The sequence below is a fragment of the Radiobacillus sp. PE A8.2 genome, assembly GCF_045635475.1.
In the GTDB taxonomy this organism is placed as follows: domain Bacteria; phylum Bacillota; class Bacilli; order Bacillales; family Amphibacillaceae; genus JBJGXI01.
In genome coordinates this window covers 17,674-42,047 of sequence record NZ_JBJGXI010000047.1, presented here as the reverse complement: position 1 = coordinate 42,047, position 24,374 = coordinate 17,674, and the positions used below count along the sequence as shown (strand labels likewise).

14 protein-coding genes and 1 pseudogene are annotated in these 24,374 nt (G+C 37.5%); all 15 read left to right on the top strand.

What is annotated here, in order from left to right:
- Nucleotides 1–809 precede the first annotated feature (809 nt).
- Nucleotides 810–2,936: pseudogene (locus tag ACI6MV_RS20020) on the top strand (rhamnogalacturonan lyase); the annotation flags it as partial.
- The gene (locus tag ACI6MV_RS20015; protein ID WP_407272095.1) at nt 2,913–5,546 is read left to right on the top strand and encodes an LPXTG cell wall anchor domain-containing protein; all 2,634 of its coding nucleotides are present in this window, start codon (nt 2,913–2,915) and stop codon (nt 5,544–5,546) included. The pseudogene ACI6MV_RS20020 and the gene ACI6MV_RS20015, both read left to right, overlap by 24 nt.
- A gap of 551 nt (nt 5,547–6,097) precedes the next feature.
- Nucleotides 6,098–7,135 (top strand): inositol 2-dehydrogenase, encoded by a 1,038-nt coding sequence (iolG, locus tag ACI6MV_RS20010; RefSeq protein WP_407272093.1) that lies wholly within the window; start codon nt 6,098–6,100, stop codon nt 7,133–7,135.
- Nucleotides 7,136–7,166: 31 nt separating this feature from the next.
- Nucleotides 7,167–7,970, top strand: a complete 804-nt coding sequence (gene iolB / locus ACI6MV_RS20005; RefSeq protein ID WP_407272092.1) for a 5-deoxy-glucuronate isomerase — start codon at nt 7,167–7,169, stop codon at nt 7,968–7,970.
- 42 nt (nt 7,971–8,012) lie between these two features.
- Nucleotides 8,013–9,014, top strand: coding sequence for a 5-dehydro-2-deoxygluconokinase (gene iolC, locus ACI6MV_RS20000; protein WP_407272091.1), 1,002 nt, complete (start codon nt 8,013–8,015; stop codon nt 9,012–9,014).
- A gap of 18 nt (nt 9,015–9,032) precedes the next feature.
- The gene (locus ACI6MV_RS19995) at nt 9,033–9,899 is read left to right on the top strand and encodes a class II fructose-bisphosphate aldolase (RefSeq protein WP_407272090.1); all 867 of its coding nucleotides are present in this window, start codon (nt 9,033–9,035) and stop codon (nt 9,897–9,899) included.
- A gap of 11 nt (nt 9,900–9,910) precedes the next feature.
- Nucleotides 9,911–11,359: a CoA-acylating methylmalonate-semialdehyde dehydrogenase gene (locus ACI6MV_RS19990; RefSeq protein ID WP_407272089.1), complete on the top strand. Its 1,449-nt coding sequence runs from the start codon at nt 9,911–9,913 to the stop codon at nt 11,357–11,359.
- 78 nt (nt 11,360–11,437) lie between these two features.
- The gene (iolD, locus tag ACI6MV_RS19985) at nt 11,438–13,363 is read left to right on the top strand and encodes a 3D-(3,5/4)-trihydroxycyclohexane-1,2-dione acylhydrolase (decyclizing) (protein WP_407272088.1); all 1,926 of its coding nucleotides are present in this window, start codon (nt 11,438–11,440) and stop codon (nt 13,361–13,363) included.
- A gap of 17 nt (nt 13,364–13,380) precedes the next feature.
- Nucleotides 13,381–14,277 carry a myo-inosose-2 dehydratase gene (iolE, locus tag ACI6MV_RS19980; RefSeq protein ID WP_407272094.1) on the top strand — a complete coding sequence of 299 codons (897 nt, stop codon included), beginning with the start codon at nt 13,381–13,383 and terminating at the stop codon, nt 14,275–14,277.
- Nucleotides 14,278–14,480: 203 nt separating this feature from the next.
- Complete coding sequence (locus ACI6MV_RS19975) at nt 14,481–15,485, top strand: LacI family DNA-binding transcriptional regulator (protein WP_407272087.1); 1,005 nt, start codon at nt 14,481–14,483, stop codon at nt 15,483–15,485.
- A gap of 149 nt (nt 15,486–15,634) precedes the next feature.
- Nucleotides 15,635–17,983: a glycoside hydrolase family 95 protein gene (locus ACI6MV_RS19970; protein ID WP_407272086.1), complete on the top strand. Its 2,349-nt coding sequence runs from the start codon at nt 15,635–15,637 to the stop codon at nt 17,981–17,983.
- A gap of 826 nt (nt 17,984–18,809) precedes the next feature.
- Nucleotides 18,810–20,045, top strand: coding sequence for an ABC transporter substrate-binding protein (locus tag ACI6MV_RS19965; RefSeq protein WP_407272085.1), 1,236 nt, complete (start codon nt 18,810–18,812; stop codon nt 20,043–20,045).
- Nucleotides 20,046–20,138: 93 nt separating this feature from the next.
- Nucleotides 20,139–22,640: a hypothetical protein gene (locus tag ACI6MV_RS19960; protein ID WP_407272084.1), complete on the top strand. Its 2,502-nt coding sequence runs from the start codon at nt 20,139–20,141 to the stop codon at nt 22,638–22,640.
- Complete coding sequence (locus tag ACI6MV_RS19955; protein ID WP_407272083.1) at nt 22,597–23,541, top strand: carbohydrate ABC transporter permease; 945 nt, start codon at nt 22,597–22,599, stop codon at nt 23,539–23,541. The genes ACI6MV_RS19960 and ACI6MV_RS19955 overlap by 44 nt, the downstream gene beginning before the upstream one ends.
- Nucleotides 23,534–24,367, top strand: coding sequence for a carbohydrate ABC transporter permease (locus ACI6MV_RS19950; protein ID WP_407272082.1), 834 nt, complete (start codon nt 23,534–23,536; stop codon nt 24,365–24,367). The genes ACI6MV_RS19955 and ACI6MV_RS19950 overlap by 8 nt, the downstream gene beginning before the upstream one ends.
- Nucleotides 24,368–24,374 lie beyond the last annotated feature (7 nt).

Below are 24,374 nucleotides of genomic sequence, written 5' to 3'. Positions count from 1 at the left end.
TATTTGAATACATAAAGTGCATGGTATTGAGAATTAGTTTCCGGAAAAACATTCAAATGTATACTTGCATTTTCCGGATAGTCGATAATTTAGTGATACAGGATGGCAGTGTATTGAGATTCCTCGGATTGAAAGATTGTATTATAAAAGCTCTCGACAAAAAACAAAATTATCCGAGTATTTCCTGGGAAATATTACATTATTTATGCTATATTCCACTTAAAGAGCAAAACGAGGCTAATATAGTGAAGTTAAATATCTAGAGGATATCATCATTTGTTGCATAAATAAATTTCCGATATTTTTGTTTAAAAATCAGTTACTTCATTGACTCCAAATTAATGTGCAATTAACATATACATAGTGATTCTATTTACGAACATAGATTAATAGATACGAAGTGATCTTCTCACTTAATAAACTCTCCAAGCATCTACTCATTTAAATTGTTCTTTATTAGAAAGTATGGAAGAAAAACTCCTCAACTCGAGTCAATAACTCAAAAGATCTTATTCGATAAAAGTGTTTGAGTACGTGTATTAAACACCACTAAATGGAAGCGCTTTATTTTATCCCGTTAGTTAATAACAATATATCTACTATATTGTTACATATAAAACTAATCATACTTGGAGGTGATAGAAGATTGTGGTAGGAGCTTATTTATTCGCAAAATGCAAAAGATCAAAAATTGTAGGAGGTAACTTATGTCGAAGAAACTGCCAATTTTTATGATTGTAGTGATGTTATTTTCGTTATTCCCGAACAATGGGTTAACTAGGAAAGTAAACGCAGCAGAAGGATTTGATGTACAGTTAGAAGATCTTGATCGTGGATTAATTGCTACTCCAACAGACGAAGGAATATTTCTAAGCTGGAGACTTTTAGCAGATGAAGTAACAGCTTATTCTGATTATGGATTAAGAGGCACAAACTTCAATGTCTATCGCGATGGTCAATTAATCGATATTGTGACCAAAAGCACAAACTATTTAGACGTTGAAGGAACGAGTACATCTGAATATTATGTAAGCGCTATCTATGATGGTGTAGAAACTGGTGATGAAAGTAAAACAGTTACTCCTTGGAGTGAGACGTACTATGATTTACCACTTCAAACACCAGAGGGTGGGATAACTCCAGCTGGTGAAGCGTACACGTATAGTGCTAATGATATGAGTGTAGGTGATGTTAATGGTGATGGGCAATATGAGTACATTGTCAAATGGGACCCATCCAATGCAAAAGACGTATCCCAAAAAGGTTATACAGGTAATACGTATATTGACGCGTATACATTTGATGGTGAGCTTTTATATCGTATTGATCTTGGTGTAAATATTCGAGCTGGAGCGCATTACACGCAGTTTTTAGTATATGATTTTGATGGTAACGGAAAATCAGAGTTGATGTTTAAAACTGCTCCGGGTACAAAGGTATTGCATTTTGATGATGAAGGTAATATTGCATCTGAAGCATATATTACCATGCCACAAGAAGATATGGATGCTGGTTATAATCATCAAAGTGATCTTCGTATGAGTGCTGATGATTACTATGAACATGTTGTCAGTATGTTCATGGAATGGCACGAGTATGATGAGGTGAAGTCTGGTGAGTGGCCAGAGACCTTGGAAGAAGCATTTGGGGTAGATGAGCAATATGAATATCCTTTATCAAAGGATGATGCGGAAAGTTTGGCTGATCACTTTATTGATGTTTATGCACCTAGCAGAAGTGATCGAAACGAATTACGTACTTTTGAAGGTTTTATTCTAGAAGGACCTGAATATCTGACTGTCTTTAACGGTGAAACCGGTGCTGAAATGGACACGGTAGATTATACACCAGAACGTTTCGATGACGGGTTAAGATGGGGAGATTATGCGTGGGATAGGATTGAGCCTGGGAATCGTGTGGATCGTTTCTTAGCTGGTGTAGCTTATCTTGATGGAGAAAATCCTTCAGCGGTTTTTGCTCGAGGATATTATACAAGAGCAGCACTAACTGCCTATGGCTTTAACGGCGATCATATTACAGAAGAATGGTCTGTAGACACCGGCTGGACAGCATTAAGTAATCCTTTTAATAGTAGTTCAGGTGAAGCTGAGAATGAAGCGTTCGCTGCATTGGCTGGTCAAGGAAACCACCAATTAAGTACAGCAGATGTAGATGGTGATGGAAAACAAGAAATCATCTATGGGGCTGCAACAATTGATGATGATGGCTCGTTGTTGTACAGTACAACTGATATATTACCAGAAGGAAGTGCAAACCCTGGAGCTGAAGCTAAACTTGGGCATGGGGATGCACTTCATGTAGCTGACATTGATCCGGATAGACCTGGTCTTGAAATCTTCTCTGTTTTTGAAGGGGGCAGCTCTGTTCCTTATGGATATGCATTGCGTGATGCGGAAACAGGAGAGGTTATATACGGAGAATATACCGGAAGTGACACTGGCCGGGGCATGATCGGTGATGTTGTTCGTGGGCAAAGAGGTTATGAAACATGGGCAACACAATTACGTTCTGCGGACGGTCAATTTCTTGGCACAAGTAATCCTGGAACAAATATGAATATAAAATGGGCAACAGATATGACCACGCAGATTGTGACTGGGTCTGAGGTTTATGATTGGGAGAACGGAACAGTACTAACTACAGAAGGTACATCGACGAACAATGGTACAAAAGGAAATCCTTCATTAGTTGCAGATGTATTCGGTGATTGGCGTGAAGAATTGCTGCTAAGAACAGATGATAATTCTGCCATTCGTATCTATACGAATTCGGAGATAACAGATCGCAAATTGCATACATTAATGCATGATATACAATATCGAACGGGGATTTCTTGGCAACAAACAGGTTATAATCAACCATCCTATCCAAGTTACTATTTTGGAATAGATGTGGATTGGGGTAATATTTCGGTAGCTAACACTGGAGAATTGCCATATGTCGAAGAGCAAGGACCAGAAATTGATACTGCTGAATTAGGAGCTCTAATAGAAACAGCAAAATCTATTTCAAATGAATTTGAAACGTATACAGAGACTACTTATCAAACATTACAAGATGCAATTACAGAAGCGGAAGCAGCAAAAGATACTATTAAATATGAATATCAACTTTACAGTATTTTAGAATCATTACAAAAAGCGATTGATGATTTAATAGAAATCGTTGATTTAGGTCCTGGATTCCACTTTGACTTTGGTTCTGAAACTAGCACATTAGCAAATGGCTATGAGCGTATAGCGCATACAACAGAATACACAGAAGAAATAGGTTATGGATTCATAGGTGGATCAGATGGATTCAGGGATCAAGAAGGAGATGATTTAAGAAGAGACTTCATCTTAGCATATCAAAAGGAATTTGCTGTAGACCTTGCAAATGGTGACTATGATGTTAAAATCATCTCTGGTTCTGAGTGGAACAGTAATACAACTACCTACATTTTAGAAGGTGGCGAAAGCAGAGGTGGTAAAGGCACATCTGGTGGGGAATTTGTCGAGTACACCGACACGGTAACAGTAGAAGACGGCCAGCTGAATATTGAGTTTGCAGGTGAATGGGCACGAATTAATGCTGTTGAAGTTGTTGCTGTAGAAGATTTTAATGTTAAATATGACTTTGGTTCAGATACTAGCCCAGTAAAATATGATTGGAATCAAGTATCTAGTACAATGGTTTATGATAGTGAGACAGGTTATGGACTTGATCAAGAAGTTGCAAACCGAGATCGTGGTGTTTCTGATGATGTAAGAAGAGATTTTGTAATTGGTGGAGACTATCAGTTTATGGTAGACCTACGCAACGGCACCTATGATTTGAAAATTATCGCAGGTGACGGTATAGCATCGAATCGATCTAGTTTTGTAATTGAAGGAGAAGATGTAGGAAGTATATCCTCCAGGTCTGGTGAATTTGCAGAATTAGAAGTGACAGTAACCGTAACAGATGGACAATTAAATGTAGAACTTGGAGAAAATGGGCGAATTAATGGCCTTGAAATCTATGCGCATAAGGCGATAGATGTATCAGAATTAGAAGATCTAATCGTAATGGCAAAAGCGTACACAAATGACAATCAAACCTATACAGAAGCATCGTTTACAGCATTACAAGATGCAATTGCAACAGCGGAAAGTGCGCTAGCAACGATTGATTCAGAGGAAGCGTTAGCTGAGGGGGTAGTAGCATTACAAGTAGCGATTAACGGATTGGAAGAATCAGAAATTGATGTGACAGCACTAGAAGAATTAATAACCGTAGCGAAATCTTATACAAATGAAGATGAAACCTATACAGAAGCATCGTTCACTGCATTGCAAGATGCGATCACAACAGCAGAAAACGCTGTTGACACAATCGATACAGAGGAAGCGTTAGCAGAGGCGGTAGCGGCATTAAAATCAGCGATTGATGGTTTAGAAGAGGTAGATTTAGATATAACAACGCTAGAAGAATTAATAAGTACAGCGAAAGCATACACAAATGAGGATGAATACTATACAGAAGCATCCTTTACAGCATTACAAGATGCAATCGCAACAGCAGAGAGCGCGCTTAACACAATTGATTCAGAGGAGGCGTTAACTGAAGCAATAGCGGCACTGAAAGCAGCGATTGATGCTTTAGAGGAAAGGGATAATTATGATCCTTCCGTTGTGGCTAGTTTAGAAGATTTAGTGCTTAATGGAGACGGTGTATATGAATTCAATTATGCTACTAAAACTATCACAATTAAAAAAGAAGTTCTTGATCAGTTACCAGAAGGATCATCTATACAACTGACTAATGGTGTAGTGAAAGCGATTATTCCAATATCGCTATTATTAAAAGATACAGATATAACATTTACCTTTGGTGAAGTAAGTAAGAAGGTTATTGAAAGCAATCCAGAGGCATTAAGTGATCTATATGATTTCTCGATAACAGCAGATGAAGAACCTATAAGCGATTTCAATGTGCCAATTACGCTAACGTTTGTTGTAGATCCCGCAAAAGTAACGAACTGGGAGGATTTAAAAGTCGAGCTAATTGGAAGTAATGGTGAAAAACAAGAGCAAATTACACCAATTTCGTATGACGAGAGTAGTGGAGAAGTAGTCGTTAAAGTTTCCCATTTTAGTATTTATGGTGTGTTTGAAATAGCATCACAAAATCCTGACGAACAGAAAGTAGATGTAACAGAATTAGAAGAATTAATTACAACTGCAAAAGCGTATTCCAATGTAGATCAAACCTACACATCAGATTCGTTTGCTGCGTTACAGGCTGCAATCGAACAAGCAGAAGCATCTTTGGATACGATTAATTCAGAAAAAATGTTGGAGAAACAACTTACCGAATTAGAAGCCGCGATAAGTGGTTTAAAAGAAGTTGATTCAGATTCCAAAGATGACAAATCAGACGAAAATGATGAACTTCCAGATACTTCATCATCGATGTTCACATTGTTATTCATTGGTGTTGTAATGCTGATCATAGGTGCTAGTTTCTTCTTTGTATTAAGAAGCAAAAGGTTAAAAGAATAAATTTATTTATTAATGTTGCTCCTTTCCAATGAAAAAAAGGGGAGGAGCAACAATTTCATTGGTGACCATGTAACAGCTCATCGACCCCATATCTCCATATTTAAATCCCAATCGCAGCCTGCCTCGACTATACTTGCCTCCACTGACATAATCGATCTGAACTAGAAAATTGTATTTAACTATGTGAAAATAGCCCATCCAGTGAGAAAGGAATAGCCCAGCACTCGCTCAAACGTCGCATTCTAGTTGTTGTGCACAACAACGATTTATTTGAAAACTGCCTTTCCAATTATCAAGATTGTATAAAAAGAAAAAAGCATAATTTCATATATGATTAAGCGGCATTTGATTAAATTCCGAATTTCTTCTTACCTTATTTTTCTTTTTTGAAGATAAAACTATTGACTTAAAGCGCATGAAATATTACTATTTAATTAGTTAAGCGCTTTCCCTCATTTATAAAGAAAAGCGTATTTCTCAATATTAAATAATGGTATATATAGAGATTATTTGTTTTTTTGAAAGATTACTAACTTAAGAGGAGAATGGAAATGAGTAACCTTACAGTCGGAATTGTTGGTGCAGGAAGAATTGGTCAACTTCATGCCGACAATATTATTAGCTCAGCAAAAATGACTTTAAAAGCTTTAGCTGATATTGATGTCAGTCATCTTGCAGGCACTCGGTTTTCAGACTGTGTACCTGTGATTACAACAGACACGGAGGCCTTATTTAATGACCCGGAGATTGATGCTGTATTTATTTGTACCTCAACAGATACGCATTGTCATTTTATAAAAAAGGCTGCTGTGGCAGGAAAGCACATTTTTTGCGAAAAGCCAATCAGCTTCAATATAAATGAGACTAATGAAGTATTGCAAATAGTAAAAGATGCAGGCGTGAAAATGCAAATCGGTTTTAACCGTAGATATGATAAACATTTTAAACACTTGAGAGACATGATTAAAGCTGGCAAAATAGGTCAGCCGCATATTATTAAAATAACATCACGCGATCCGGAGACGCCACCTGAGGAATATATTAAACGTTCTGGCGGCATGTTTATGGATATGACGATCCATGATTTTGATATGGTGAGGTATCTTGCATCTAGTGAGGTAAAACAAGTATTCGTTGCAACCGCTAACTTAATAGATGAAAAGTTTGCGAGAAATGAAGATGTTGACACAGCTATTATTAACCTCACTTTCGAAGATGGTTCACTCGCTGTAATCGACAACAGTCGTCAAGCGGTATATGGCTATGATCAGCGAATTGAAGCATTTGGTGATAAAGGTGTTGTAACCGTGGATAACGAGCAAAAGACAAATGTCCAAATTTCAACGAAAGAAACCGTAACAATCGATCATCCTAAGTATTTCTTCTTGGATCGATACAAAGATGCTTTTGTAACTGAAATCAATCATTTTGCAGCGTCAATTATAGACGGAACACCGTTATTGTGTACGGGGGAAGATGGTCTTGAGGCACAACGATTGGCACTTGCTGCAAGGTTATCATGGAAAGAAAATCGCCCTGTGCTTTTATCTGAAATTGAAAACGATGTCAAAATGGGAGTAACAAAATAGAGAATTCAACAGAAATTTCGGGAGGGTTACGATGTCAAAATTACTTGTTAAACAAGAAGAAAGAAATGATGAAGGGCGTATTTTGCATGTAAGTCCTGAATCAGCGGGATGGGATTATGTTGGCTTTGAGGTATACACGTTAAAAAGTGGAGAAACGCTTCAAAAGGAAACGTTGAACAACGAGGTCTGTGTAGTGCTTCTAAGCGGCAAGGCTAATGTTAAAACGAAACATAAACAGTTTGATGAAATCGGAAAAAGAATGAGTGTATTTGAAAAAATACCTCCTTATTCAATATATGTTCCAAACCAAGATAGCTACTATGTAGAAGCTAGTACAGACGTTGAATTAGCAGTATGTCAGGCACCGGGTAAAGGGACATACGAGGCCAGGTTGATTAGTCCAGAGGATGTAGGTCAAGAAGACCGTGGGTCGGGTAAGATGAGTAGAAAAATCCATAATATCCTACCAGAGCAAAAGGAAGCAGATAGCTTGCTCGTTGTAGAAGTATATACACCTGATGGAAATACATCCAGTTATCCCCCACATAAGCATGATCAAGATAATTTACCACATGAGTCTTATTTAGAGGAGACGTACTACCATAAGATTAACCCGAAACAAGGGTTTGCGTTTCAACGTGTATATAATGATGATCGAAGCCTAGATGAAGCAATAAGTATCGAAGACGGAAGTGTAGTGCTTGTCCCAGAAGGTTATCACCCAGTGTCTTGTGTTCCAGGATATGAATTGTATTATTTGAATGTGATGGCAGGACCAGTGCGAACATGGAAGTTTCATAACGATACAGATCATGAATGGCTTTTTAATAAATAAAGTCAAGGATTAAGCGCTTAAGTACGGAAAGGAAGGGATACAGTGTACACATTAAATTTTAAGGAAAATCGTCCAATAGATTTAATCGGTATCGGAAGACTATGTATTGATTTAAACGCAGATCAGTTTAATCGCCCGATGGAAGAGACTACTTCTTTCACTAAATACGTTGGTGGATCTCCAGCGAATATTACGATAGGATCTGCAAGACTTGGTTTGAAAAGTGGGTTTATTGGCAAAGTTTCAGACGATCAAATGGGACGGTTCATTCAGACTTATTTAAGTAAAAACAATATTGATACATCTGGAATTTCTGTTGATGATACAGGTGCTGTAACTGGATTGGCATTCACGGAAATAAAGAGCCCAGAGGATTGCAGTATTTTAATGTATCGAGATAATGTAGCTGATTTAAAGCTAGATACTTCAAACGTATCTGAAGATTATATTAAACAATCGAAGGTATTATTAGTTTCTGGAACTGCTTTAGCAGCGAGCCCTTCAAGAGAAGCTGTTTTCTTAGCGTTAGAATACGCTCGCAAGCATGAGGTGGTAGTCATTTTTGATCTGGATTATCGCCCTTACACATGGAAAAGCGATAAAGAAACAGCTACCTATTATAACCTAGCTGCTGAAAAATGTGATGTGATTATCGGAACAAGAGAAGAGTTTGATATGATGGAGCAATTTGAGCGCAATGATAGTAAAAGTGATCAGGTTACAGCTCAAAAATGGTTTGACTATGCTGCTGAGATTGTTGTAATCAAACATGGCTCTAAAGGCTCTATCGCTTATTCAAAAGACGGCCAATCCCAAAGAGGAGGCGCTTTTAAAACAAAAGTGTTGAAAACATTTGGGGCTGGGGACTCTTATGCATCAGCTTTCATTTACGGGTTGATGAACAATTGGGACCTGGAGAAAGCAATGGAATTTGGTAGTGCGTCAGCGTCGATTGTAATTTCTAAGCATAGCTGCTCCGATGCCATGCCGACGAAAAATGAAATTGACGAATTCTTAAAAACAGCAGTGCCGCAAGAAATCTAATCTGTTGGAGGATATCCTATGTTAGTTAAATTAAATGATGTTTTACAAGGCACCATAGCAGGAGGCTATGCAGTTCCGGCCTTTAATGTTTTCGGTTATGAGGATGCTAAATCAATCATTGATGCTGCTGAGGAAATGAACGCACCAGTTATTATAGCGACGAATAAAGTAGCAATCAGCCATATGCCTATTGAAATATTAGGTCCATTGTTAGTCGGAATAGCTGAAAGAGCTAATGTTCCGGTAGTTGTTCACTTAGATCATGGGAAAGACTATGAGACTGTTGCACAAGCAATCAGAAATGGCTACAGCTCGGTAATGTATGATGGCTCTAGTTTACCGTTTGAGGAAAATGTAGCGACAACAAAGGAAATCGTAAAATTAGCGCATGCTTTTGATATCCCTATTGAAGCAGAAATTGGCTCGGTAGGATATAGTGACCCTAGCCTTGGAATTAGTGGGCAATTGACGGATCCATCTGAAGCGAAGGAATTTGCGGAAAGAACAGGTGTTGATGCATTAGCTGTTGCTGTTGGCACAGTGCACCGGATGGAGAATCAATCAGCTGAAATACAATACGACCGCATTGAAGAGATTCAATCATTGGTTAAGGTGCCGTTAGTAATGCACGGGTCAACTGGTCTTCCAGATGAAGATCTCCGAAGAATAGCGGGAATGCAATTTGGCAAGGTGAATATTGGTACAGCAATAAGAATGAGTTTCGGGAAAACACTTAGAAATGAATTCAATGCGAAACCGCAAGCTTTTGACAGAATTGAATTATTTGAAAAACCTATGCAGGCAGTTAAACGAGAAGCGATTCACAAAATGAAGCTTTTAAATCTCGACAAATTTAAGACAGAAAGATACCAACTAATTAATTAGGGGGAAAAAAGATGACGAATACTCTAAAGAACTTTATAAATGGCGAATGGGTCGATGCACAAACAGATACAACAGAAATCGTTTATAATCCAGCAACTGGTGAAGCATTAGCAAATGTACCGATTTCAACTAAGGAAGATTTAGATCGTGCGGTAGAAGCTGCAGCAAATGCATTTGAAACATGGAAAGAAGTGGCGGTTCCCAAACGTGCTCGAATTCTATTTAAATATCAGCAGCTATTAGTAGAAAATTGGGATGAATTATCTGCAATTATTACAAAAGAAAATGGTAAAAACTTAAAAGAAGCACACGGAGAAATGCTTCGTGCTATCGAATGCGTGGAATTTGCATCAGGCGCTCCTACATTAATGATGGGCTCATCGCTTCCTTCTATTGCAACGGGGCTAGAGTCAGGTGTTTATCGCTATCCAATCGGTGTTATTGGTGGAATTACACCGTTTAACTTCCCAGGTATGGTGCCTTGTTGGATGTTCCCAATGGCAATTGTAACTGGTAATACTTTTGTGCTGAAACCTTCAGAAAGAACGCCATTACTAGCTAATCGTTTAGCAGAATTGTTAGATGAAGCTGGATTACCGAAGGGTGTATTCAATGTTGTCCATGGTGCGCATGATGTTGTGAACGGGTTGTTAGATCATAAGCAAGTGAAAGCAATCTCATTTGTTGGCTCTCAACCTGTTGCAGAATATGTGTACAAACGAGGAACAGAGAACTTAAAACGTGTTCAAGCGTTAGCAGGTGCAAAAAATCACTCGATTGTTCTTGATGATGCCAATTTAGATAATGCTGCAACACAAATATTGAACGCTGCATTTGGTTCTGCTGGTGAACGTTGTATGGCTTGCTCTGTCGTAGCTGTACAGGATTCGATAGCAGATGAATTTATTAATCTACTAATGGAAAAGACAAACGAAATTAAAATTGGTAATGGACTAGATGACAGTGTTTTCCTTGGACCAGTTATTCGTGATCAACATAAAGAAAAGACTCTTCAATATATTGAAAAAGGTATTGAGGAAGGTGCTCGTCTAGTACGTGATGGACGTGAAGATCAAGAAAATAACGATAAAGGTTACTTTGTAGGGCCTACTATTTTTGATGAAGTAACTAGTGAAATGAAAATTTGGCGAGATGAAATATTCGCGCCAGTACTGTCTATTACACGTGTCAAGGATTTGGATGAGGGAATTGAGCTAACTAACAAATCTCGCTTTGCTAATGGTGCTTGTATTTTCACGAAAGACGGTGGTAGTGTAAGAGATTTCCGTGAAAAAATTGATGCAGGTATGCTAGGTGTGAATATTGGGGTGCCAGCACCGATGGCATTTTTCCCATTCTCAGGCTGGAAAGATTCTTTTTACGGAGATCTTCACGCAAACGGGAAAGATGGTGTGGAATTTTATACGAGAAAGAAAGTTGTTACAGCACGCTGGGTGTAACATTCTTTGCCGGATGGATCTTATCTATCCGGCAATCTTTAACATGTGATTTAAATTCTGAATTTTGGAGTGAAAAAGATGAAATTAACTACAGCACAGGCGTTAATTAAATTTCTCAACCAACAATTTATAGAGGTGGATGGAGAAGAACGACGCCTTTTTAAAGGTGTATTTACCATTTTCGGTCACGGAAATGTACTGGGTATGGGTCAAGCTTTAGAAGAAGATAGTGGGGCTCTTGAAGTTTATCAAGGACGAAACGAACAAGGAATGGCTCATGCGGCGACAGCTTTTGCTAAACAAAACCATCATAAACAATTAATAGCTTGTACCTCATCTGTAGGGCCGGGCTCAGCAAATATGGTTACAGCTGCAGCAACAGCAACAGCGAATAACATTCCTTTGCTATTGCTACCTGGTGATACCTTTGCATCACGACAACCTGATCCGGTCTTGCAACAAATCGAGCAGACGCATAACTTATCGATTTCCACAAACGATTCATTTAAAGCTGTAAGTAAATATTGGGACCGGGTAACACGTCCGGAACAATTAATGAGTGCGATGATTAGCGCAATGCGTGTGTTAACAAATCAAGCAGATACTGGTGCAGTTACGATTGCGCTTCCGCAAGATGTACAAGGTGAAGCTTATGATTATCCTGAATACTTCTTTGAAAAGCGTGTGCATCGTTTTGAAAAAAGAAAGCCTGATGACTATGAAATAAAACAGGCATTCGAAGTAATGAAGCGGAAGAAAAAGCCGTTAATAATTTGCGGTGGCGGTGTTCGCTATAGTGAGGCGGGCGAGGCTTTAGCTAACTTCGCAAACAAATATAATATTCCATTCGCTGAAACCCAAGCTGGAAAAAGTGCAGTCGAAAGTACACACCCACTTAACATAGGGGGAGTTGGCGTCACTGGAAACTCCGCAGCAAATAAAATTGCTAATAATGCAGATCTAATTATTGGAATCGGAACGCGGTTTACTGATTTTACGACATCATCTAAGCAACTATTCAAGCATCAAGATGTCGAATTCATTTCGATTAATAAATCGGTGTTTGATGCAGAAAAGCTTGATGCAAACAAGATTGTAGCAGATGCCAAAGTAGCAATTGAGCAACTTGATCAACAGTTAGAAGTGATCAATTATCAAACGGCATATGAAAATGAAATCGCTACCGCTAAAAAAGAATGGGAGATTGAGCTAGCTCGTTTGTATAAAACGAACTTCACCGCTGACAACTTCACTCCTGAAATAGCGGGACATCTAGATGAGCAGTTGGCAGAATATAAGGATGTGCTTCAGTCTTATTTAACCCAAACTGAAGTAATTGGGGAAATAAACCGTATCATTGATGAAGATGCCATTGTTGTTGGTTCATCAGGTAGTCTGCCAGGGGACTTGCAACGGATGTGGGTGAATCGAAAACCTAATACGTATCACATGGAATATGGATATTCTTGTATGGGCTATGAAATCTCTGGTGCTTTAGGTGTAAAGATGGCTGCTCCAGATCAAGAAGTGTATGCAATGGTTGGGGATGGTAGTTATTTAATGCTACATTCGGAGCTAATTACAAGTATCCAAGAGCAGAAAAAAATCAATGTTATGTTATTCGATAATGCTGGTTTCGGATGCATTAACAACTTGCAAATGGAAAACGGGATGGGTAGCTTCGGAACGGAATTTAGAAAGCGAGATCGCAACACCAACCAATTGTCAGGGGATATTATACCGATCTCTTATGCACAAAGTGCTGCAGGATATGGCTTGAAAACATATACAGTGACAAACGTGGATGAGCTCAGAGAAGCATTATTAGATGCAAAAAAACAAACAGTTTCTACTTTGCTCGATATTAAGGTGTTACCAAAAACGATGACACATGGTTATGATGCTTGGTGGAACGTTGGAGTGGCTGAAGTGTCACAAAAACACACGATTAAAGATACGTATCGTGAACGACAAGAACAGCTAAAACAAGCAAGGAAATATTAAGGAAGTGAGGTATGTTTATGTTTAAAGAAAATAGTGTAAAACTTGGAATTGCACCAATTGGATGGACCAATGATGATCTTCCTGAGCTTGGCGGTGAAAATACCTTTGAACAATGTATTAGCGAAATGGCACTTGCTGGATTCACTGGAACAGAAGTTGGCAATAAATATCCGAGAGACACATCGGTGCTAAAGAAAGCGCTAAATCTAAGAGGGATGGCAATAGCTAGTGCTTGGTTTAGTGCTCATTTGACAACGAAATCATACGATGAAACGGAAGCTGCTTTTATCGAACACCGTGATTTTCTATATGAAATGGGTGCTAAGATAGTCGTTGTTTCTGAGCAGGGGCATAGTATTCAAGGTAAACAAGACACACCACTATTTGAAAGTAAGCCTATCTTTTCAAATAGTGATTGGGAGAAATTAGCTAGTGGTCTTAATAAACTCGGTCAACTAGCCAGAGACAGAGATATGAAACTCGTCTATCACCATCATATGGGGACAGGAATTCAAACTACTGATGAGGTTGATCGTTTAATGAAGATGACAGACGATAATTTAGTATTCCTTCTATATGATACAGGACACCTTCACTTTTCAGGAGAAGACCCTTTAGCAGTTATAACTAAGCATTTACCTCGTATCAAGCATGTGCATTTAAAAGATGTTCGTGATGATGTGGCAACAAAAGTGAAAACTAACCAATGGAGCTTCTTGAAAGGTGTAAAAGAAGGCGTATTTACGGTTCCGGGGGACGGATCGATTGATTTCCAACCAATCTTTGACGTGTTATCAAAATCAGATTACGAAGGTTGGTTATTAGTAGAAGCAGAACAGGACCCAGCAAAAGCGAATCCGTTTGAATATGCTTGTATAGCACGTAATTATATAAAAGAAAAAGCTGGTGTATAGAGAGAGTATTTCGCGAATTTAAAGGGATTTTGTAATCACTTGAGGAGATATCATTTGTTGTCCGTGGTATAATTATTAATAATTGTCATTTTTAACCTAGTATCGGAACAATGCGTATACTCCTTTAATTTATATGTGTTTTACTAGGGAATAAACAAGTGAACGGCATAATTGTATTATCGGATAGAGAGTAGGCATAGGTAATGAAAGTTACTATTTATGATGTTGCGGCAAAAGCAGGAGTATCTATAGCTACAGTTTCTAAGGTCATTAATAATACGGGTAAAATGAGAGATGTTACTCGACACAAAGTGTTGGAAGTTATGAAAGAGTTAAACTACCATCCAAGTGTAATGGCTTCAGCATTAATGGGAAAAGCAACAGAAACCTTAGGATTGTTAGTACCGGATATCTCCAACCCTTTTTTCTCTGAAATAGCTCGTACTATTGAGGATCGTGCCCATGAACAAGGGATGAGTGTTATTATGTGTAGTACAGACGAAAATGAGGTAAAAGAACGGAAGTATTTAGAATTATTGCAAAGGAAGCAAGTGGATGGATTAATTGTTGCTTCATCGTTTAATGATAGGAATATATTGAAACAGTTGGTGAAAAATGATGTGCCGCTGGTAATGTTAACACAGCATGATGCAGCGCTAGGGGTAACCTCTGTTTCTGTTGATGATTTCACTGGTGGTTTTGAGGCTACGTCACACCTTTTTTCTTTGGGGCATAAAAATGTTATCATCATTGCCGAGAATACCCCGAGTAGTAAGATGAGGCTATATGGCTATCGTGAGGCGCATGAAGCACACGACATGGTATTCAGTGAAGATAATATTATTAGAACGAATGCATCTGTAGCTAATGGGAAAAAGTGTTTCGATGAGATACTGAAGCGGGAGCAACAAACTACGGCGATATTTGCGTGTAATGACTTGTTGGCAATTGGTGTACTTCAAGGTGCGAAGGAAAAGGGAATTTCTGTTCCAGATCGCTTATCGCTCGTCGGATTTGATGACACAATATTGGCCAAAACTACGGCACCCGCTTTAACAACTATTGCACAGCCAATCGAGGATATGGGAAACAGGGTAGTGGATGTTATTATCGAAACAATTAAAGGAAAGATAAGTTCTAAAGAAAGAATTTTATATAAGCCCAAGCTTATAGTAAGGGAAACTACTGGTAAAGTGATAGATAGCTGAGAGTTATCTCTTTACAAATACACACCACTTTTTTAGAAAGCAATAAGAAATACCACAGTCCCTGATACTGTGGTATTTCTTATATACACATAAACATTTCAAAACATAATTTCTTTAATAACGATCAACATTGAGAAGGTGGAATTTAATTGAAATTACAATATAAGAAACCAGCTGTATACTGGACGGAGGCATTACCAATTGGGAATAGTAAACTTGGTGCGATGGTTTTCGGAGGAATAGCTGAAGAACACCTCCAGTTAAATGAGGAAACATTATGGTCTGGTTTTCCAAGAGATTGGAATAATCAAGAATCCAAGCATTTTCTTGCTGAAATACGTCGTCAAGTAAATAAGGGAAATTATGTAGAAGCAGACAATATTGCCAAAAAAATGATGGGGCCTTATACACAATCATACTTACCCTTAGGTGATTTATTTCTGAATTTTGAACATGGTGATGTTGCGGATGATTATAGTAGAAGTCTTGATTTAAATGATGGAATAAGCTATGTAAACTACAGAATAGGACAAGCAAAATTCTCGCGTGAGATGTTTGTTTCCTATCCGGATCAAATCGCTGTGGTTCATTTGAAAACAAATTATCCAGGTTTAATACATGTAAGTGCGCAGTTAAAAAGCATGTTAAGATATAACACGAAAGCTGAAGAACAGAGTCTGGTTATGTCGGGCGAGGCTCCAGAACATGTCGATCCTAACTACTACAAAACAGAGCACCCCATTCGTTACGGAAACGAGGATGAAACCAAAGCAATGATTTTTGAAGGAAGGTTAGGAGTCGTGCATGATTCTGGTTCATTGACTGTTGATCATAATGGTATCCATGTATTAGGAGCGACCAGTGTTACGTTTTATTTTACAGCATCTACAAGCTTCTACGAACATGACAAGGATCCGTCTCATGCAACGAAACGTTGTTTAGACCGAGCGATGAATAGCTCTTATGAAGAACTAAGGCAGAGGCATATTGATGACTATCAATCCCTGTTCCATCGAGTGTATTTAGAATTAGGAGAAGATCAAGCTCCAAAGGATATGGCAACAGACCAACGTGTCGTAACATATGGTTCATCAGACCCAGGTTTAGTTGAATTGGTATTTCAATATGGACGGTATTTAATGATCACCAGCTCACGACCAGGTTCGCAACCAGCCAATTTGCAAGGAATATGGAATGCGAATACAAGGCCACCATGGAGTAGCAATTTCACGTTAAACATCAATGCAGAAATGAATTATTGGCCAGCGGAGACTACAAATTTATCAGAATGTCATGAGCCATTTCTGAATTTCATAGGGCGGCTATCTGAAAACGGAAAATTAACTGCCAAGGAAAATTATGGAGCTAACGGTTGGGTCGCCCATCATAATACGGATATTTGGGGCCAAACAGCACCAGCCGGAGATTATGGGCATGGTGATCCAGTTTGGGCATTTTGGCCATTAGGTGGAGCGTGGTTATGTCAACATTTATGGGAGCATTACGCTTTCAGTAAGGATAAGGATTTTCTACAGGATAAAGCATATCCAGTAATGAGAGATGCAGCATTATTTTGTCTTGATTGGTTGGTGAAAGATGAAAATGGATATTTTGTTACTAATCCTTCAACATCGCCTGAACATAGATTTGTGTATAAAGATGAGAAGACTGCGGTTAGTAAAGCATCTACTATGGATATGGCTATCATTTGGGACCTCTTTACCAATTGTATAGAGGCACTAGAAATATTACAAATCGATCATACATTCTCTCAAAAGCTACGTGAAGTAAGAAATGCATTATATCCAATGCAAATTGGTAAATATGGGAATTTACAAGAATGGTATAAAGACTTTGATGATGAAGATAGATATCATCGTCATATTTCTCATTTATTTGGTGTATTTCCTGGAAGGCAGCTTACTAACATAAGTTCTCCGAAATTTTATGAAGCTGCGAGAAAATCACTTGAACGAAGGGGGAACGGCGGCACTGGGTGGAGTTTAGGCTGGAAAGTTGGACTATGGGCGCGTTTTAGAGATGGTCATCAATCTCTAGAATTAATCACCAACTTATTAAAGTTGGTGGATGAAAATAATGAAAAGTCTCAAGTTGGTGGTGTTTACCCTAATTTATTCGATGCCCATCCTCCTTTTCAAATAGATGGTAACTTTGGTGTAACCGCTGGGATAGCAGAAATGTTATTACAATCTCATGAGGGCTTTCTACACTTTTTACCAGCACTGCCTACAGCTTGGACAAATGGAAAGGTTAAAGGTTTAAGAGCGAGAGGCGGATTTGAAGTGAATATTGATTGGATCGATGCCGAAGTTTCTAAGATCGAGTTACTTTCACTAACAGGAGAAGATTGCACGATTAATAGAAAATTTATTGTTAAAGAAGATGGGGTCGACTGGATTGAATTGCACGAATCTGAGCCAGGGAGATATAAGTTTGAAACTGAAAAAGGAAAAAGATATGTACTGACATCTTATTAAAAGTTTTAAAAGTAGATAGAAAAATACCAGAGGGGGTACATGGTTGGGATTACAAATATTCAGAAGTTTCCTAACTATGGAAGGGCCGGGCAGGGTTATGCCTGGTTCTTTTATATAGATAAGGAAGTCCAAGCGCCAGAAACTAGGCGACTTCACGAATCGTCTTACGATAAGTCATCATCGATTCAAGTTTTAAGGTCGAATAAAAGCGGACTTGGCGTCCAACGTCGACATACCCCTCCTTATGCAGAGCATGATTCCTTTATCTCGGTCGATTCGCTCCAGTCGCTACGTTTCTAAGTGCGCTCTGCGCTTTATGTATTTAAGTTTCACTATCAAGGGTTAGCAGATTTGTGACTAGTTTTGATATTGGTTTATGACACAAGAATGAAGAAAAAATAAAAATGCAGTTCCCCCTAATATAACGCTATTTTGCTTCTATTGATTAAGGGCTTTCTCTTTTTCGTTTTTTGTTCTTAAATAATCGTGATAGGGTTTACAACGCTTTAAGAACTTAACCAAATAAATATTCAAAAAACTCTTGTTTTAGAATGAGAATATGTTAAAATACATAATATAGAGAAAGCGCTTAACCGAAGGAGAGTGAATAGGAGTGATTAAATGGTTTGTTGATAGTTTGCTTTAACAATTATTAATTTATATCACCATTTATACTGTTTTGAGATAGTATAATGAGGGCTTATGACATAATAGTTGACTAGTACTTATTCTCTTCAAAAGAGAATTAAATTTAGTTATAAATAGTAAGCCCTTTCATTATAGATGGAATTAAAGGTCATAATAAGCTTAAAAGGGAGAGGTTGAAATGAAAAAAATCATAGTCTTAATTACGTTCTTAGCATTCTCTGTAGTCCTTGCTGCGTGTTCGGGTTCAAGTGCTGGCAGTAATGACCCGCTACAGTTTTATGTATCAGGAGATACAGTAGAAGGCTCAGCATTAACAACAATGTCTGAAAAGTATACAGAAGAAACTGGTGTTGAAGTAGAAGTGATTGATATTCCATATTCGGATATGTCTACAAAAATAACTAATATGCTTCGTTCTAATGACGCACCTGCACTAGCTCGTGTTACTGGATTCAATCCTGTATGGGATGGTAAATTACTAGATTTAACAGAAATCGCTGAGGATAATAACGTTAATGCTGAATTAGGTGTATCAGTTGATGGAAAACTAGTTGCTCCACCATTAGATCTTACAGCTGTTGGTATGTTCATTAATACAGATTTATTTGAACAAGCGGGAGTTGCTTATCCGACAAGTGAAGAAGATATTTGGACATGGGATGAATTTATTGCTGGATTAGAAACTGTATTAGCAAAAACAGACGCTAAATACGGAATGGTAATGGATGGTTCAGAACACCGTCTTGCTGCATTCTTATACCAACATGGCAGCAAAGGTTTCTATGAAGAAGATGGAACTTTTACTACGAACACAGCTACCAAAGATGCTATTCAAAAATTTGATGAATTAAATGATAATACAATCATGCCTGAATCGGTTTGGACTTCTGGTGAAGATGCTTCATCTATGTTCAAGAGTGGGCTAGTTGCAGCTTATATGTCTGGTTCGTGGCAAATTACAGATTTCGCTAAAAACATTACTGATTTCGAGTGGAAATCTGTTTATATGCCATACGAAGAAGTAAGAGCAACAAACTTAGGTGGAAACTACCTAGCTGCATTTGATGGTTCAGGTCAAGAAGAAGAAGCGAAAGCTTTTATCGATTGGTTATACCAAAAAGAAAATTATGAAGAGCTTGCTACATTAGGTGGATACCTACCTGTTACAGACACGGCAGAAGTTGAATATGACTATGCACCTGAAGCTTACGAAGTTTATAGAAATGAAATCGCTGCATCAGATCCTGTTGCTGGCTTTCAAAGAGGAACACTTGTTAAGAAACAGCTTACATCTGAAAGAAGTGCTGACAACCCAATTAAGGGTCCAGTAGTTAGATTGTTAAATGATGAGATTACGCTTGATGAAACAGTTGAAAACATAATTGGTATCTTCAATGATGCGTATATCGAATAGGTGAATCTTCAATATGCGGCCATCTTGCATGGCCGCTATCTTTTTTAAAAAGATACCTATAAACTAGTCATTAAAAGAAAGAAGGTCTATTGCGTGTATAACAATCTCTTCTACACTACCCATAATGATGAATATGTAAATAGGTGGTTATTATCTAAAACCAAATTTGAAGCATTTAATTCTGAACCTGCTACGTTTTCTCAAACTGTAAATTTAACAGAAGAATATGTCCAAATTGAATATCCTGTTCGAAAGGAATTTCTTGAAAAAAGGAAAAATCAAAAAAAAGTTCCTTCTGAAATAAAGTTTGATCAGATTTATTTTCCATTTGAGAACCCTCGTGTGGAATTTTCAGCGTTTATTCAAACACCACATACATTAAGTACTTTTGCTAAAACATATATTGTTGTGGATGATCCTGAAAAAGTTCCTTTTCAAATCATGACTTGTGGTGGTGTAGAGATATGGGTAAATAACGCACACCAAGTATCTTATACTCCATATACGAGAAATCTACCATCAGCAGAAATTATTCATTTATCACTTGAAAAAGGTGAGAATGAAATTATTGTCTATTTTGATGAATTGGCAGAACGTGATGTCAATTATTACTTTAGTCTTCAGTATAAAGGAACGAAACCGTTACAAGGATTTATTCCAGTTCGCTACTCGACAGCTAAGATCACAGAAGTAGAGCAATTATTAGACAACATGTTTTTAGAAAAAGATTTATTTACAGATGGATTTATAAATATCCAGTTGGCGAACATGCTAATGAACGATTATGATTATTTATATGTAAAAGTAAATCAAAACGAATTACTGAATCCTGTTTTTGTAGAACAAGAGATAAATGAAAGTAATACGGGGATAAAACCTTCACAATTTACTGTGAACATAGATGACCAACTAGATAAAAATAGAATTAGTATTGGTCATATAGAAGAATTTGGGGTTAGGGGCATTACCCATTTTGATATTGGATTAAAGGTTGATGATGGATTAATTATTTACCGCCGCTTTGTTGTGACAATTAACAATGCAAATGAAGACGAATTGCAAGTGTCTGATATTCTTGTAAAAAGAAAAAAAGAGGTTTTAGACTTTCTTTCAGAGATACCAGTTAAAGATTTTAACCGTGGAATTGCTAGAACCGCGTTGTATGGAGAAGTTGATGAAAAAACAAAAGATTTAATCAGAAGCGGCTTTAGGGTTATTGAAGAAAAAGGAGACTGCGCTGATTTTAGGTTAGCACCAATTCTTGCATACGCGATCAAATATAAATCATTGATACCTGAAGATTTAATGACTGAAATAAAGGATTTAGCATTGAATTTTAGATACTGGATTGATGAGCCTGGTAATGATGTTATGTGGTATTTCAGTGAAAATCATGCGTTTCTGTTTCATGTATCACAGTATTTTGCCGGATATCTATATTCAGAAAATTCATTTGTTGTTAGTGATAGATCTGGTGAAGAACAGTACCAAATGGGTAAAGAACGCCTTGAAGAATGGTTTGACATTTTCTTTAAGTATGGCTTTTCTGAATGGAATTCCACTACCTATTTACCTATTGATCTGATTGGCTTTCTTAGCCTTTACGAAGCAGCGCCAGATCAACAAATTAGAGATTTATCTAAAAAAGCACTCGATTTTACCTTTGAAATACTAGCTGCAAATCTCTATGGTAAAACAATGTCATCTACCTATGGAAGGGTATATGAACACGATTTGAAAGCAATGGAACTAGGTGAAGTTTCAAACCTTGCTTTCATTGCTTGGAAAAAGGGCAATCTAAATCGCTCGATAAGGTCAACCGTGTTATTTTGCTTATCCGATTATGAGCCACCCAATTTCGATCATTACCTTGAAATAGAAGATGAAAAAGCTGTTCTTACAGAATATGTGCAAGGTATTAAAAAGGTATACACGTATAGTTTTAAAACCAATTATTATGCCTGTGCCTCGGCAATTAACTTTAATACCTTTAAGAAAGGGCATCAGCAGCACCTGATGAACGTTTCACTTGGGAAAGATAATACGCAATTTTGGATGAACAATCCAGGGGAGCGGGTCTATAGTGGGGAAAATCGTCCAAGCTTTTGGGCTGGAAACGGTGTTTGCCCAAACATTAGACAGTATAAAAATTGCATGTTGATTGAATATCGACTCGACGAAGCGATTGTTCCTTTTATTCATGCTTATATTCCATTTTGGAAACTGGATGAAATCGTAGATAAGGATAAATGGTTCTTTGCTAGAAAAAATAATAGTTACCTAGCTTTCTATTTTCATAATGGATACAAGTATCAAAAGGAAAAAGCGATTGCATATCGAGAGGTTAGGTCATATGGTGATCGGAATTTAGTAGTTGTAAGATGCTCCTCTAAAGAAGAAATAGGTTCATTTCAAGCATTTCAAAACCGTATTTTATCATCGGTAGTATCCGAAGAAAAGCAAGAGGAATGGTCTTATCAAGATTTCCAGCATGGTAGCTTTAAAATGACGAAAGACGGAAACCTGATGTTAAACGGAAAGGGTGTTTTATATGAAGGAGACTACGAACTCTCAAGTACAATCGAAAGACTATGAGTACGCAAGAGAGATAAAACCTAAGAAAAAGAAAAAAGATAATTTACAGAAATGGGCATTTTTGTTTATTTTAGCAAACCTTATCTTATTTTTACTATTTTTTGCTTGGCCAGCGATATTAGGTTTCTACTATTCGTTTACAGAATACAATGGCAATACTGCTACTTTTATTGGTCTTGCAAACTATATTGAGTTATTTCAAGATCCAAGCTTTTATAAAGCGATGTCTCGTACATTCCTATATACACTACTAGGAGTACCACTTGTTTACTGTTCATCTTTACTAGTTTCGGTGTTATTAACTAGCAAGCATACGAAAGGGAAAACAATAGCTAAAACGATTTTCTTCTTTCCTTGGTTAGTATCTCCAATCGTAGTCGGTGTATTGTGGAGATGGATGTTTGGTGAAAGCTTTGGTTTTATCAACTTCGTTATTCAAACGGTTGGTGGAAACCCAGTACCATGGTTCTCAAACGGTAACTTTGCTTTTGTGGTCGTGTTATTTGCAACCGCATGGGCTGGTACAGCGTTCAATATGTTAATTTTTATCGGTGCTTTAATAAGTATTCCGAAATCTCTTTATGAAGCTGCAGACGTTGACGGTGCTACGGGATGGCAAAAGTTTTGGAATATTACGTTGCCATCGATTCGCTCTACATCTTTCTTAGTAATTTTACTTTCTACATTTAATCTAATGAAAGAATTCCCAATGGTCCAAACCCTTACCAATGGTGGACCTGGAACTGATACTTTGTTTGCTGTGCAATATATCTACGAAACAGGTTTCAACCAATTGAAAGTAGGATATGCAAGTGCTGCATCAATGGTTCTGTTTGTAATTTTACTTGTATTCTCACTACTTCAATTTAGATTCTCTAAAGGGGGAAGAGTCGATGAATAGTAAGCTTACCGATCGTTTTTCGACAACAATGTTAACCATTGCGCTTTTTGTGATAGCTTTAGTTTATCTCTTTCCTATTGTTTGGCTATTGCTAAGTTCACTGAAGCCAGGTAATGAATTATTTACCTATCCATTAAACATTTTGCCAAATAATCCGACATTGGGTAATTTTGAATATGCTTGGGCTGCAATGGATTTTATGAAATATTTTCTTAACACTTTGATCGTTGCTGTTTTGACAACAGTATTAACGGTAATTGCAAGTGCATCATGTGGTTATGCATTAGCAAAATACCGATACAAATGGCTATTCGTGTTCTTTATCTGTATGCTAGCAACAACGATGCTACCAACAGAGGTAATTATGAACCCAACGTTCTCTGTTATTTTGAATCTTGGATTGTACGATAGTCTTGCTGGTTTAATTATCCCATCCATTAATACAGCAACAGGTGTATTTATGTTCCGTCAGTATTTTATGACAGTTCCAGATGATTTAATAGAATCGGCACGTATAGATGGTGCTAGTGAAGGTAAAATATTCTTACAACTTATGCTACCAATTGCAAAGCCAATTATTATCACACTAGCAATCTTCTCTTTTCAATGGAGATGGAATGACTATATTTGGCCACTTATCGTTTTAAATGATCCTGAAAAATATACCGTTCAAATTGCATTAAGAAGCTTAGTTGGTGCAGATAACATTGATTGGGTATTAATTTTATCTTCATCTATTATTACTTTAGTACCAATGATCATTTTATTTATCGTATTCCAACGCTATATTATGGATACAAGTGCAACATCAGGTCTAAAAGGATAACTACGTT